The sequence below is a fragment of the Azospirillum brasilense genome, from assembly GCF_008365405.1.
Classification (GTDB): Bacteria; Pseudomonadota; Alphaproteobacteria; order Azospirillales; family Azospirillaceae; genus Azospirillum; species Azospirillum brasilense_D.
On sequence record NZ_QOKV01000018.1, the window covers coordinates 69,216 to 82,594 of the forward strand.

The following is a 13,379-nucleotide window of genomic DNA, read 5'->3' on the forward strand; positions in this document are numbered from 1 at the left end:
TTTTGGGGCGGCGTCCGGGTCAGCCGGGATCGCTCACAGCTCGACGACCGGCGCGAACCCGCCGAAGATCAGCCGCTTCCCATCGAAGGGCATCGGATTCGTCTCTGGACTGAACCGCTCGTCGGTCTTCATCAACTCCTCCATCCGCTTCATGGCGGCGTCCCGCGTCGCCTTATCCGGCCATTCGATCCAGGAGAAGACGACGGTCTCGTCCTCCGTTGCCTGCACCGCCCGGCGGAAATCGGTGAGCTTTCCGTTGGGCACGTCATCGCCCCAGCATTCGAGGACACGCGTCGCGCCAAGCTCCTTGAACACGCTGTCGGCCTTGTTCGCGTGATCGATGAAGGCCTGCTTGTTGGCCGTCGGAACGGCGATGACGAACCCGTCGATGTAAGCCATGTCTTTCCTCCCTTTTGTTTGAAGTTGCGGCTCCGTCCATCAGGGCGCCGCTGCCTCCGGGCATTTTGCACCGGTGTGGTTCAGCATCCAGGGCGTGCCGAAGCGGTCGGTGACCATGGCGAAGCGCTCGGCCCAGAAGGTCTCGCCCGGCGGCATCTCCACGGACCGGGCGTCCTTCGCCAGCACCGCGAAGATACGGTCGAACTCGGCGAGCGACGGCGGGGCGATCTGCACCCGGAATCCCTGCGGCGTGCTGTACATGCTGTCCGGCGAATCGGACGCCATCACCGTGGTCGCCCCCAGTTTCACCATCATGTTCATCACGAGGTGATCGCCGCCGGGCATCCGGCTGTCCGCATCCGGGGCGTCGCCGTTGCGGAACACATAGACGACCTCGCCGCCGAGGGTCTCGGCGTAGTGGGTCATCGCCTCCAGGCAGGTCCCGTTGAAGAACAGGTAAATCGTCGGTTCCATGGTTTCGTTTCCTCCCGGTAAGACTGTTTTTGAATCAGAGCGTTTTGGCGAGGGCTTCGAGCTGATCGGTCGCTTTGCCCCAGCCTTCGTGGAAGCCCATCGTCTCGTGCTCGTCGCGGGCCTCGGCGCTCCAGTGCATGGCGCGCGCGGTGTAGAGGGTCTGGCCGGCGCCCGCGTCCTCGAACCGCACGTCGGCGGTCATGAAGGCCCGGCCCGACGGCCGCCAGCCGGGGCGGAAGGCGTCGGTGAAGACCAGACGCCGCCCCTCCTCCACGTCGAGGAAGACGCCGGGCTCGCCGAAGGATTCGCCGTTCGGGCCGTTCATCAAGGTGAAGAACTCGCCGCCCGGCCGCAGGTCCATCCGTGCCTCGGACACGAACCAGGGCTTGGGGCAGAACCACTGTTTCAGCAGCTCGGGTTCGCTCCAGCAGCGCCACAGCGCGCCGCGCGGCGCGTCGAGGCTGCGGGTCAGAACGAGGTCGCGCTCAACATCCGTCATGGGGAGTCCCTTTCGAACGGGGCTGTGAAAAGAGCAGCGTGAGGTAGCGCTTCAGGTGATCGACGCTGTCCAGCGCCTCGTCCCGCCCGCCCGTCGCCTTGGCGAGGATGAAGGCGCCCTGGAGCACGGCCTGGGTGTGCCGCGCAAGGCTCGCCGGGGTCCAGTCGGCCTCGATCCCGCGCGCCGCCATGGCCGCCGCGATGTCCGGTTCGAGCGTCGCCGCGTGGCCGAAGATGCTGGCGGCGCAGGCGTCGCGGATCGCCGGATGCGACCCGTAGACCTCCTGCGTCATGGTCCCGACGAGACAGGTGAATTCGGCGGGATCGCCGTCGATGATCGCCTTGCGGAACTCGACATAGCCGAACAGCCGGTCGAGCGGGTCTTCAAGCCGCCGGTACGGCGCGTTCGCGAAGAAGGCCGAGGTGGTTTCCGCCCAATAGGCGGCGGCGGCGACGCCGAGCGCTTCCTTGGTCTCGAAATGATGGAAGAACGCGCCCTTGGTGACCCCCGCCGCCTTGCAGAGATCATCGACGGAGGTCGCCGCGAAGCCCTTGGCCCGGATGACGTCCCGCGCCGCTTCGAGAAGCCGGGTGCGGGCATCGCCGCGTTCGGGGTGATGTTTGGCGGGTCTCGGCATGGCTGAACCATACCGGCCGGTTGGTATGTGCGTCAAGCATGAGAAGCCCCGCCACGAAATCCGCCGCGCGATTCTCGACGCGCTGGGCGGGCGCCTGCCAACGGCCGTCTGCCGCCGGCATTGTTGCGGAGGGCTCCGCAATCGCTCCGCCACCGACGCGAATCTGGTGCTGAACCTGCATTTCTTCGAGGCGGGCATCTTCGAAGCCGTCCGCGCCCACCTCCTATCGAACCGCAGAACCGTACAGCTCGGGTGCGATGCCGTGGTTCACCTTCAAATGGCCTGACGCTTCCAGCCACAATCTGTTTGGAGCAGACATGATCTCAAAATGTTCATTAGATAAAATGAACTGGCGAAAATCATATCCGCCAGTTCATTTTTTATTTTATTCTCAATGTATCATGGCAGGCCGAGATAGCCCCAGAGGGATGTCGTATAACTGCCCACCTGAATATATTCGACCTCTCCGGAACCATGCCCAGCGCCATTGAAATAACCCTGGATCACCACTCCGTCGCTGATACCATTGGCCGCATCAGCATCCGTATATATAACCAAGTTGTTCGAATTGCTTGAATCCAAAGCAAAACGAAGGTCGTAAATAGAAGAAACATCATTGATCACAAGCTTATCGCTTGTTCCACTGGCATCGGCAATCCAAGAAAGGCCAGTATCGTTATAATAGTGAATATACGTATCATTCCCATCGCCGCCGGCAAGGACATCGCGAAAGCCCGAAGCGCCGCCATTGAGCGTATCGTTACCAGCCTCCCCTTCGAGCCAGTCGTCTCCGCTGCCACCGAGAAGGTTGTCATTGCCGGTCCAGCCTAACAGCGTGTCATTGCCGGCACCGCCATTGAGCAGGTCATTACCCGGATTGCCATCAAGGTAATCGTTGCCGTCGCCACCGTCGATGTAATCGTCAAGATTCCCGCCAACAATATAGTTGTCGAGGTTATTACCATAAATAGACCAAGACTCACTTGGGTTGCTCGCAGTCCAGCTAACCTGAGTAGACGTGAGAGAGTAATATCCCATTATGCGCACTCCTTGTTTCTTTGGTTTAAGACAGCGATACGGTCACAGCTATCTCATGGAATTGCCGTAACCACAATGAAATTTTATTCATGCATATGAATTACTTAGAAACCGAAGCATTTCAATGAAGTCAGAATTAAGAGTGTATTAACATGTTTACGCGAATATATGCGTTGATGATGCATCTCTTAGATACCTAATGCTTAGTTTTCTAAGCAATATCTGTACAACAGGCGCATACAACGCATACGGACGAAGGAGGAGAAGGTGATTATCTCGGATTTATCAGGAACCGCCGGTACGGCAAGGACAACCACGGCATTGCCCCCCTCAGGCACCGCAGCAGCAAAAAACGCGGGCGCTCAGGCTGTCAGCCAAGAAAACCCCCAAAGAGATTCTGTTTCTCTTAGCCCTCTTGCTTCTGAATTGAAGGGAGATTCACTTAAAGTATTTTCGCAATTATCCACCGAGGACCGAACAAAGCTTGGCAGTCTGGTTGCAACCGGAGCGATGAGTGCGCAGGAAGTAGGACTTGCTTTAACCAGCCAGTTGAAGCAACAGCGTGCGACCACATTCTGGAGCGAGGCATCCAAAGCCGTTGCATCCCTTTCGGGTCAAGCCGGCACTCAATCATCCGGATCACTCGACATTTCGTTCGACGAGCTTTCTCGCACATCGGCGCGCCGTTCCGCAGTCAAGAACAGCGGCATGTCTGGCAACGAAGAACTCAATGCCATGAAACAAATGCAGAAAGAATTCTTTGGCAATAATAAAGATCTCGATTCCTTTGAATCCGCCAAAAAATCATTTGGAAATCTTGATACGCCATACTTCATGAATGCTGGCGACGAACGCTATGTACAAAGAGACGAAGAACGTGAGGCGGGTCGACGGTTAAACGAGCTTGGGTTCAAATCAGAAAATTTTGATTCGGCCATCTCGATGCTGGCGCAGGCGGATGTGAACGAACACATGAAGGAAAACGAAAAACTTCTTGATAAGATCAAATCTGGATCGGCACCGTAATAGAACCCGGTCTTGTGAGCGTATTCAACGCTGCCACGTCGAAGTCAAATCTCGTAGAAACTCAGAAGGCGATGACGGCTCACGCGCTCAGCAACGGCCCCGTCCGCCGCAGCGTCGTCCCCGCCACCTTGGCGATCCGCTTGCCCGCCAGGGTGAAGCGGGTCGCGCTGTGGGCGTAGAGCACGCCCGCCGACTCGCTGCGCACCGGAGTCAGCGCGCCGGTCAGCGGGTCGAGGATGTCGGCGACCACGGCGCCGGCCGCCACGCGGTCGCCCGCCTTGTGGTGGAAGACCACCACGCCGCCCACTGGGGCGGTCAGGGGTTCGGAGGATTCCAGCGGGGTCGGGGCGCACAGCGGCTCCGGCAGGTTCGGCGGCTCGCCGGACAGGACGCCGGCATGGGTGAGGAAGCCGGCGATGGCCTGGGCGTCCGCTTCGCCCTGGGCGTGCTCCACGTCGGCCTGCCCGCGCAGTTCCACGGTCACGGAATGGCAGCCGAAGGGGATCGGGCGGTCGGGCCAGCGCTTGGCAAGCTCGTTCCAGGGGCGGCTGACCGCCTCGTCAAAGGGGTCGCCCCCGGATTCCTCGGCCAGGAACACCGCCTGCGCGCCCAGAAGCCGTTGCAACGGGGCGAAGGCCTCCGCCGAGGGCGTCAGGGTGTAGAGGTGCATCACCGCTTCCAGGTCGCAATGCAGGTCCAGCACCCAATCGGCCTGGAGCGCCAGTTCCAGAAGACGGTGCTTCATATGCTCCGTCTCGGTGCGCGGGCGGCGCTCGGCCAGGGACTCGGCCAAGGCGGCGCGGATGGCGGCCTTGTTGGCCTCGCCGTCGTCGGTCAGCCGGTCGGCCACGCGCTCGGCCACCGCCTCGGTCAGGTGGGGGTAGTCGCGGTTGAAGTTCTTGCCGTCGTCCTGGTCGAAGCGGCCCAGGTGATGGTCCATCAGCGACTGGCCCAGCCCCACCGGGTTGGCGACCGGGACGAGGATCACCTCGCCGGCGATCCGCCCCTCGGCCTCAAGCGTGGTCAGGATGCGGCGCAGCTTGTCGGCCACCAGCATCGCCGGGATCTCGTCGGCGTGCAGCGACGCCTGGATGTAGGCGCAGGGCCGCGCGCCCGCCGTGCCGAAGCGCTGGACGGTCAGGGTCCGCCGGGTGCCGGGGGTGGCGGACGGGAGGTCGATGATGGCGCTGTGCATGGCGGATCGCTGCCGGATGAATGAGAAGCCCGCCCCACCGTGGCGAAGGCCGGGGCGGGCCGCAAGCGCCTTTTGCGCCGGGCACCCTTTCCGCAGGCCCCCCTTTACGGAAGGGCGGTTCCCGTCAGCACGGCGTCGAACTGCTCCAACGCCCAATCGACTTGCTCGCGGGTAATGACCAGCGGCGGGGCGATGCGGATGGTGTGGTCGTGGGTGTCCTTCGCCAGGACGCCGCGCGCCCGCAGCGCCTCGCAATAGCGGCGCGCCCCGCCCGCCTCCGGGTGCAGTTCCACCGCCAGCATCAGGCCGCGCCCGCGCGCCTCGCGGATCACGTTGCTGCGGATGGCGCCGAGTTGCTCCAGGAAATAGGCGCCCTGGGCGGCGGCGTTGTCGATCATCCCCTCCTCCACCAGCACCCGCATGGCGGCGCGGGCGACGGCGCAGGCCAGCGGGTTGCCGCCGAAGGTGCTGCCGTGCTGGCCGGGCTTCAGCACGCCCAGCACCTCGGAGTTCGACAGCACCGCCGACACCGGGTAGAAGCCGCCGGACAGCGCCTTGCCGATCAGGGTGACGTCGGCCTCCACTCCCTCATGCTCCTCGGCCAGCAGCTTGCCGGTGCGGCCCAGCCCGGTCTGGATCTCGTCCAGGATCATCACGACGTTGCGCTCCGTGCACAGGTCGCGCACCCGGCGCAGATAGCCGGCGGGCGGGATGACCACCCCGGCCTCGCCCTGGATCGGCTCCAGCAGGACGGCCACCGTGTTGGGGGTCAGCGCCGCCTCCAGCGCCGCCGCGTCGCCGAAGGGCACGGTGCGGAAGCCCGGCGTGAAGGGGCCGAAGCCGCCGCGGGCGTCGGGGTCGGTGCTGAAGCTGACGATGGTGATGGTGCGGCCGTGAAAATTGTCCGAGCAGACGATGATCTCCGCCTGGTTCTCCGGCACGCCGCGCACCTCGTAGCCCCACTTGCGGACCGTCTTGATCGCCGATTCCACCGCCTCCGCCCCGCTGTTCATCGGCAGAATCTTGTGGGAGCCGGTCAGCGCCGCCAGTTCCTCGTAGAACGGCGCCAGCTGGTCGTTGCGGAAGGCGCGGGAGGTCAGGGTTAGCTTGGAGGCTTGTTGCACCATCGCTTCCAAAATCTTCGGGTGGCAATGGCCCTGGTTGACGGCGGAATAGGCCGACAGGCAGTCGAGGTAGCGGTTGCCCTCGGTGTCCCAGACATACACGCCCTCGCCGCGCGCCAGCACGACGTCCAGCGGCTTGTAATTGTGGGCGCCCAGGCGGTGTTCGGTCCCGATCAGGTCGGCGGCGTGCTGAAGCATGGCGTTCTCTCCGGGGGGTTGTTTCTTATCAGAACGTCAGACGGCTTGGCCGCCGATCTGCGACTGGGTGACGGCGGGGTCGATGATGCGGCGCCCGAACAGGCTCGCCACCAGATCGACCAGCAGCAAGGCGCTCTTGCCCCGCTCGTCCAGGAAGGGGTTCAGCTCCACCACGTCCAGCGAACCGACGACGCCCGCGTCGTGCAGCATTTCCATGATCAGGTGCGCCTCGCGGTAGGTCGCTCCGCCCAACACCGCCGTGCCCACCGCGGGCGCGATGGCGGGGTCGAGGAAATCCACGTCCAGGCTGACGTGCAGGTGGCCGCCGGCCTGCCGCACCCGCTCGATGATGCGGCGCATGTGGACGCCGACGCCGTGCTCGTCGATCAGCCGCATGTCCACCACATCCACCCCGCGGGCGCGCAGCAGGCGCCGCTCGCCGGGGTCGAGGGAGCGGATGCCGAACAGATGGACGTGCGCCGGGTTCACCGTGGCCCGCTGCTCCGGCGGGAAGACGTCGTCGAAGCCGTCTTCTCCGCAGAGCAGGGCCACCGGCATGCCGTGCATGTTGCCCGACGGCGAGGTGTGGGGCGTGTTGAAGTCGCCGTGCGCGTCCAGCCACAGAACGAACAGAGGCTTGCCGGCCTCCCGGCAATGGCGGGCCACCCCGGTGACGGAGCCCATGGACAGGCTGTGGTCGCCGCCCAGGAACACCGGCACCCCGCCCGTCCGCATCATGGCGTAGGAGCGGTCGGCCAGCGCCCGCGACCAGGCGGTGATCTCCGCCAGACGGGCCGTGGCGGCGTCGCCCTCGCTCCAGGGGTCGGGCGTCAAGTCACCCAGGTCGCGCACCTCGTGCCCCAGCTCGCGCAGGGCGCGGACCAGCCCCGCCGTGCGCAGCGCCGCCGGCCCCATCAGGGCGCCGGGATGGCCGGCCCCCGCCTCGATGGGAACGCCGATGATCTCCACGAAGCGCTGATCGTCCTGATCCCCCGACGCCATGCCGTCCCTCTCCCTGTGCGTTCGTGCCTCCCATGACTATCAGGGGCGGGAGAGGCGGCAGAAAGACGGAAAAGTGCCAACGAACGGCAGCCTTTTTGACAGTTTGGCAAGCCCGGCTTATCATTTTGGCATGGACGACCTGGACCATCGCCTGCTGGGCCTGCTGCGCGCCGACGCGCGCCGGCCCGTCGCCGGCCTCGCCGCCGCGCTGAAGGTGTCGCGCGCGACCGTGCGCGCCCGCATCGACCGTCTGGTCGAGAGCGGGGTCATCGCCGGCTTCACGGTGCTGCTGCGCAAGGATCTGCGGCCCGCCATGGTCCGGGCCATCACGATGATCGAGGTCGAGGGCCGCGCCGCCGAGACGGTCATCGCCCGCCTGCACGGCTTCCCGGAGGTGCGGACCGTCTACACAACCAACGGGCGCTGGGACGTCGTCGCTGAAATCGAAACGGAGTCGCTGGAGGCCTTCGACGACACGCTGCGCCGCGTCCGGCAGATCGCCGGCATCGCCTCCACCGAGACCAGCATCCTGCTCTCCGCCCGCAAGGCGGTGCTGTAGCTCAGCCGCCGAGCCCCGCCAGCACGCCCCCCAGGAGCGGCTGGCCGAACAGCGCGCCAAGGGCGAATCCGACGATCAGCCCGACCGCCGCCGCGACCAGCGCCCGGCCGCCGCCGCCCTTCGGCGCCTCAGCCCCAGCGCTGCGCCCGTTGCCGCCGCCCGTGGAGTCGTCGCCCTCGTCCGGCGCCGCCGCGCGGCGGGCGCTGTAGGAGGAGTCGGTGTCGGCGTGCCACGCGCGGATGCGGTCCTGCGCCGGCTTCAGCTGCTCGTCGGTCGGGGAGGAGCCGCGGCCGTGGACGATCTCCCAGCCCAACGCCAGGAAGCGGGTGGTCGTCCGCCCCTCCGGGCTGAAGATCGCGGCGGGCATCCGACGGTAGGTCGCCTTGACCACGTCCACGTCGTAGGGGATCGCCGTGCGGAACATCAGCTCCGGGAATTCGGAGCGCAGCAGGGTCAGCGATTCGCGCCCGACCTCGTCGTTGGTGATCGACAGCATCAGGATGCCGGCCACCGACAGGTTGGGGTTCATGCCTTTCTGGATGTGCTCGACCACCGACAGGGTGCGCTTCAGCCCGTCCAGCGCGTAACGCCCCGGGAAGACCGGAAGCACCAGCCGGTCCGACGCCGCCAGCGCGCCCGCCGCCAGATGGCCGAGCGCCGGCGGGCAGTCGATCACCACGTAATCCGGCGGGTTGCGCGAGAAGTGCAGCGCCTTGCGCAGGCCGCGCTGCGAGCCGCCGCGGGCGTCCAGCGCGTGTTCCAGCGAATAGAGCTTCCGCGCCCCGACGATCATCGACAGCCCGTCGAAGCTGGTCGGGGTGATGGCGTCCTCGACGAAGGTGTCCTGGCTCAGCAGGTCGTTGATGCCGACGCGCGCCTTCTCCCGCAGCAGGAAGTTGCTGGTGGCGCTGCTCTGCGGGTCGAAGTCGATCAGGACGACGCTCTTGCCCAGCGCGGCCAGCGCCAGGGCGAGGTTCACGGAGGTGGTCGTCTTGCCGACGCCGCCTTTCTGATTGTACACCGCCAGGATGGTCGGCTGCCGCGTCTCCGGCGCGTCGAAGACGTCTTCGTGGCTGGTCATGTCCATTCCGCTTCGTCGTTTCGCGGGGGTTCGTCCTGCGGGCCAAGAGCCGCCGAAAGCGGCGCACTATACGCATTGGAACGCGCCGGTGTCTTCCCGCAGATGCGCCGGTGTCCCGAAAGGTAACAGGTTCAGCGTGCCTTGAAGGCCGCCATCTGGCCGGGCAGCGGCGCCATGGTCAGGCGGACGCGCACGATCTCCCACCGTCCTTCGGCGCCGGGATGGCATCCGTCGCAGGGGCGGCGGTCGAGAATCTCGAAGGGCAGGCTCGACAGGCCGTCCTCCTCCGGGATTGTGCCGCCGGCCCAGTTGGCCTGGAAGACCCGCTTGTTGACCCGCGAGATGGGCGAGGCCGAGGCGTCGGGGTTGAAGCCCTCGTTGTCGTGGTCGAGCGGCTCGAACCGGCCGGGCCGCCGCGCGGTCGGGATGCGACGGGAGCGGATGCGCAGCGACAGGTCGAAATCCTCGTAGCCCCAGCCCCAATAGGCGTTGGAATAGCCGTCGATCCGCCGGAACACGTCGTTCGGCATCAGCAGGACGCCGCCCATCGTGCTCTCCAGGTCGGTGGTCACCGTCTGGTCCGAGCGGCCCGGCGCCACCGGCCGCTGCTCCGCCCCGAAGGACAGGATGGGGGTCGGCCGGTCCACCCAGGAGTAATCGGCGTCCACGGGCAGATAGTCGATGTCGTGCAGGCAGGTGTAGCCGCTCTCCGCCTCGCCCAGCAGGAAGCCGACATTCTTGATGGCGCCCCGGTTGAAGGGCAGCCCGGCCTCCTGCTCCACGATGGTGACGCGGTAGTCGATGGGATCGGGGAGCGTTGCGAAGTAAGCGCCGACCCGCGGCACGAACTCCCGCAGATGCGCCGCGCGGTCGCGGTAGGGCACGACGATGTGAAGCCGCCGGTCCATGGTCGTCATCGCGGGTCTCCTGCCGGTGCGAAGCGTTGCCAGATCGCCCGATAGGCGTCCTCCAGATCGCGGGCGAAGCGGTCGCCATCGAACAGCGGGCTGGCCGCCCGCGCCGCCGCCAGCCGCGCCTTCAGCCCGGCCAGCCGCTGCGGATCGCGGGCGAGGTCGAGGGCCAGCGCCTCGTAGGCCGCCAGTGAGTCGGTCACCAGTTCCGGCAGCCCCACCGTGTCGAGCAGGCTGGCCGCCACCCGCCCGGCGAAGGTCCCGCCGCGGCAGGTCACCACGGGAAGCCCGGTCCACAGCGCGTCGCTGGCCGTGGTGTGGGCGTTGTAGGGCAGCGTGTCGAGGAACAGATTGGCCAGCCGGTGCCGCGCCAGATGCTCCGCCAGGGGCCGCGGCGGCGCGAAGACGAGGCGCTCCGGTGCCACCCCGCGGGCCGCCGCCTCGCGCCGCAGGTTGCCGGCGACCAGCGGGTTGCCGGCGTAGAGCCACAGCACGCTCCCCGGCACGGCGCGCAGCAGCCGCGCCCAGACGTCGAACACAGCGGGCGTCAGCTTGTAGGGGCTGTTGAAGCAGCAGAAGACGAAGCCATCCTCCGGCAGGCCGCAGTTGGCGCGCGACGGCGTGCGCTCGGCGATGGCCCGGTGGCGGTCGTTGGGCTGGTAGCAATGGGGGAGCCGCACCACCGCCTCGCTGTAGAAGTCCTCCTCGCCCGGCGGGATGGTCACCGCGTCGGCCAGGATCACGTCGATGAAGTCCGCCCCCATGGTGCCGGGATAGCCCAGCCAGTTCACCTGCACCGGGGCGGGACGCGCCGCCAGGATCGCCGTGCGGGCGAAGGCCGTGTAGCCCTTGAGGTCCACCAGGATGTCGATGCCGTCGGCGGCGATGGCTTGCGCGGCGTCGCGGTCGGAGCGGTCGCGCAGATCCACGAAGCGCTCGACCGCCGCGGTCAGTCGGCGGCGCATTGGGCTGCCGTCGTCGATGCCGGTGGAATAGGCGGCGACGGCGAAGCGCGTCCGGTCGTGCCGCTCCAGAAGCTCCGCCATCAGATAGGCGGTGGCGTGCTCATGGAAATCGGCGGAGAGGTAGCCGATGCGCAGGCGCCCGCCGGCAGGGACGGCAGGCCGGGCCACCGTCGGCACGCCGCGCGCCTTCTGCCGCGCCCAATGCTCCGCCGCCGCCCGCTGGTCCGCCGGGGTCGTGTCCACCGCCAGCAGGCCGAAGGGCGGCACACCCAGCGCCCCGGCGCGCATCCGTCCGATCAGGTCGCGTTCCAGCGCCGGCAGGTCGCGCCAGTCGCAGGCGTGCCTCTGCTGCTGCACCAGCTGCGCCAGCGCCGGGTTGTAGGCGGGGGAGAGCCGGCGGACGCGGCGGAGGGCCTCGATGGACGGCGCGATCCGGTCCGCCAGCGTCGCGGCGGCGGCCAGATCCTCCCAGCCCGCCGATTCGCCGGGGTCGAGCGCTACCGCCCGGCGCAGCGCGTCGAGCCCGGCGTCCGGCCGCAAGGCGCCGGTCAGCGTCTGGCCGAGAATCCGCCACGCCGCAGCATGCTCCGGATACCTCCCGATCGCACCGCCCAGCACCGCCAGGGCGCCCACCGTGTCGTGCAGGCCGCGCAGCTCCGCCGCCAGATTGACCGCCGCCGCCGGGAAGTCGGGCTGGAGTTGAAGAACCGTCCGGTATTCCGCCACCGCCGCCTCCCGCCGGCCGGCGGCGGCGAGCGCGTTGGCGAGGTTGTGGCGCAGGGCGGGATCGTCGGGCACCAGCCGCACCGCCACCGCGTTCACCCATACCGCCTCGGCCCAGCGACCCGCCGCGTGGGCGGCGTTGCCCAGCAGCATCCAACCATGCCGGTCCGCCGGATTCAGCGCCGCCATGCGGCGGCCGATCCGCGACGCCTCGTCCCGGCGCCCGGCGGCCAGGGCAAGAACGCCGAGATTGTTCAGGGACACCGCGTGCTCCGGATTGCGCGACAGCGCCTCGCGGTAGGCGGTTTCGGCCTCGCCGGTCCGGCCCAGAGCGTCCAGCGCGACCCCCAGATTCTTCCAGGTGCCGGCGTCCTCCGGCCGGTGGTGAAGGGCCTCGCGGTAGGCCGCCTCCGCCGCGCCGGGGCGGTCCTGCTCCTGAAGCGCCACACCCAGATTGTTCCACACCTCGCCCAGACCGGGGCAGGCCGCCAGGACGGCGCGGTAATGCGGCTCGGCCTCCACCGGACGCCCCTGGGCGTGAAGAGCCAGCGCCACCCCGTAATGGGCGTCAGGGGAGTCGGGTGCCAGCTTCAGCGCCGCGGCGTAGACCGCCCCCGCCGGCCCCCATTGCGACAGGCCGGCCAGCAGGCTACCGAAATCCAGATAGATCTCCGCGTCCCTGCGCAGGGCCAGCGCCTGCTGGAACAGCGCCACGGCGTCCCGCACGCGGCCTTCGCGCTGGGCGACGATGGCCTGCCGGTGCAGAGCGGCGGCCCGTTCGGCGGTTTCGGAAAGGTCCATGGGCGCCCCCTCAATCCCGCTGGCGGGTGTGCAGCAGGATGCGCGGAATCTCCGGCGGGCGGCGGTCGTCGCCCCATTGCGAGATGTCGGGGATCGTGCTGACCCCGCGGCGGCGGGCCAGCAGGCTGAGGATGCTCTGGTCGTGCCGGTGGTCGCGGAACTCCGGGTAGTTGGGCTTGCCGCACTCGTTCGGAGCGTCGGTGAGGATGCGCTCGTCCTGAGCGAAGCGCAGCCATTCGGAGACGAAGGCGATGGTTTCCGGCGTCCGTTCGCAGACGATGAAACTCGCCAGGATCTGGGTGGCGTCGGTGTATTCGGGCCGGTCCAGCCGCATGAAATGGAAGCAGTCCCGCTTGGTCCAGCCGCGGTTCTTGAATTCGTCCTGGAGCGTGAACAGCAGGATGGGCAGCTCGCGCCGTTCCCGGCACAGCTCGATCACCGGGTCCGCGCGGTGCACGAAATGGGCGCCGCTGTCGCAGTAGAACAGCACGTCGCCGTCCTTCAGATGGTCGCGCAGCAGGGTCCAGATGGCCCAGGGCTTCCACAGCCAATAGCCCGCGCCGCGCGGCTGGTCGAGGATGAAGCGGTTGCGCTCGACGAAGGCCGGGTCGATGTGCCCGCGGCCCAGCATGGCCACGGAGTCGAAGCCGCCGATGTCCATCCCGCTCCGCGCGTTGCGCTTCTGCGCCGCCAGAAAGGCCCCGTCCGCGTAATTCAGAAGCACCCGCGCCATTCCGCCTCCCCTCC

15 protein-coding genes are annotated in these 13,379 nt (G+C 67.2%); 3 read left to right on the forward strand and 12 right to left on the reverse strand.

All coding sequences use genetic code 11. From position 1 onward, the window contains the following. Positions 1-33: 33 nt before the first annotated feature. From DS837_RS23360 to DS837_RS23375, 4 genes are read right to left on the reverse strand one after another with little or no spacing between them, the layout of a single operon-like run. Complete coding sequence (locus tag DS837_RS23360; RefSeq protein WP_149166927.1) at positions 34-399, reverse strand: DUF1428 domain-containing protein; 366 nt, start codon at positions 397-399, stop codon at positions 34-36. A gap of 39 nt (positions 400-438) precedes the next feature. Continuing rightward, positions 439-873 carry a VOC family protein gene (locus DS837_RS23365; protein WP_149166928.1) on the reverse strand — a complete coding sequence of 145 codons (435 nt, stop codon included), beginning with the start codon at positions 871-873 and terminating at the stop codon, positions 439-441. A 34-nt stretch (positions 874-907) separates the two neighbouring features. Beyond that, positions 908-1,372 carry an SRPBCC family protein gene (locus tag DS837_RS23370; protein ID WP_149166929.1) on the reverse strand — a complete coding sequence of 155 codons (465 nt, stop codon included), beginning with the start codon at positions 1,370-1,372 and terminating at the stop codon, positions 908-910. After that, positions 1,359-2,009 carry a TetR/AcrR family transcriptional regulator gene (locus DS837_RS23375; RefSeq protein ID WP_149166930.1) on the reverse strand — a complete coding sequence of 217 codons (651 nt, stop codon included), beginning with the start codon at positions 2,007-2,009 and terminating at the stop codon, positions 1,359-1,361. The genes DS837_RS23370 and DS837_RS23375 overlap by 14 nt, the downstream gene beginning before the upstream one ends. Between DS837_RS23375 and DS837_RS23380 the strand changes: the two genes are divergently transcribed. Next, positions 2,008-2,295, forward strand: coding sequence for a hypothetical protein (locus tag DS837_RS23380; RefSeq protein ID WP_149166931.1), 288 nt, complete (start codon positions 2,008-2,010; stop codon positions 2,293-2,295). The genes DS837_RS23375 and DS837_RS23380 overlap by 2 nt on opposite strands. A 113-nt stretch (positions 2,296-2,408) precedes the next feature. Here DS837_RS23380 and DS837_RS23385 read toward each other — a convergent pair whose 3' ends face one another. Next, entirely contained in the window at positions 2,409-3,047 is a 639-nt protein-coding gene (locus tag DS837_RS23385; RefSeq protein ID WP_247890092.1) for a calcium-binding protein, read from the reverse strand. A gap of 267 nt (positions 3,048-3,314) precedes the next feature. Between DS837_RS23385 and DS837_RS32835 the strand changes: the two genes are divergently transcribed. Continuing rightward, a complete protein-coding gene (locus DS837_RS32835) occupies positions 3,315-4,073 on the forward strand; it encodes a hypothetical protein (RefSeq protein WP_247890093.1) in 759 nt (252 codons plus the stop codon). Between the two features lie 79 nt (positions 4,074-4,152). Here the strand turns inward: DS837_RS32835 and DS837_RS23395 are convergent, their stop codons facing one another. From DS837_RS23395 to rocF, 3 genes are all read right to left on the reverse strand, one after another. Then, positions 4,153-5,268: a M14 family metallopeptidase gene (locus DS837_RS23395; RefSeq protein ID WP_149166932.1), complete on the reverse strand. Its 1,116-nt coding sequence runs from the start codon at positions 5,266-5,268 to the stop codon at positions 4,153-4,155. A 104-nt stretch (positions 5,269-5,372) separates the two neighbouring features. Next, the gene (gene rocD, locus DS837_RS23400) at positions 5,373-6,590 is read right to left on the reverse strand and encodes an ornithine--oxo-acid transaminase (RefSeq protein ID WP_149166933.1); all 1,218 of its coding nucleotides are present in this window, start codon (positions 6,588-6,590) and stop codon (positions 5,373-5,375) included. A 36-nt stretch (positions 6,591-6,626) separates the two neighbouring features. Then, positions 6,627-7,592: an arginase gene (rocF, locus tag DS837_RS23405; RefSeq protein ID WP_149166934.1), complete on the reverse strand. Its 966-nt coding sequence runs from the start codon at positions 7,590-7,592 to the stop codon at positions 6,627-6,629. 130 nt (positions 7,593-7,722) lie between these two features. Between rocF and DS837_RS23410 the strand changes: the two genes are divergently transcribed. Next, entirely contained in the window at positions 7,723-8,151 is a 429-nt protein-coding gene (locus DS837_RS23410; RefSeq protein WP_149166935.1) for an Lrp/AsnC family transcriptional regulator, read from the forward strand. 1 nt (position 8,152) lies between these two features. Here the strand turns inward: DS837_RS23410 and DS837_RS23415 are convergent, their stop codons facing one another. The 4 genes from DS837_RS23415 to DS837_RS23430 form a co-directional block, all read right to left on the reverse strand. Further along, complete coding sequence (locus DS837_RS23415; protein WP_247890094.1) at positions 8,153-9,232, reverse strand: ParA family protein; 1,080 nt, start codon at positions 9,230-9,232, stop codon at positions 8,153-8,155. A gap of 131 nt (positions 9,233-9,363) precedes the next feature. Then, positions 9,364-10,149, reverse strand: a complete 786-nt coding sequence (locus DS837_RS23420) for a galactosyltransferase-related protein (RefSeq protein ID WP_149166937.1) — start codon at positions 10,147-10,149, stop codon at positions 9,364-9,366. Further along, complete coding sequence (locus DS837_RS23425) at positions 10,146-12,632, reverse strand: tetratricopeptide repeat protein (protein WP_149166938.1); 2,487 nt, start codon at positions 12,630-12,632, stop codon at positions 10,146-10,148. Before DS837_RS23425 ends, DS837_RS23420 begins: the two co-directional genes overlap by 4 nt. 10 nt (positions 12,633-12,642) lie before the next feature. Next, positions 12,643-13,365 (reverse strand): hypothetical protein, encoded by a 723-nt coding sequence (locus tag DS837_RS23430; RefSeq protein ID WP_149166939.1) that lies wholly within the window; start codon positions 13,363-13,365, stop codon positions 12,643-12,645. Positions 13,366-13,379: the final 14 nt, after the last annotated feature.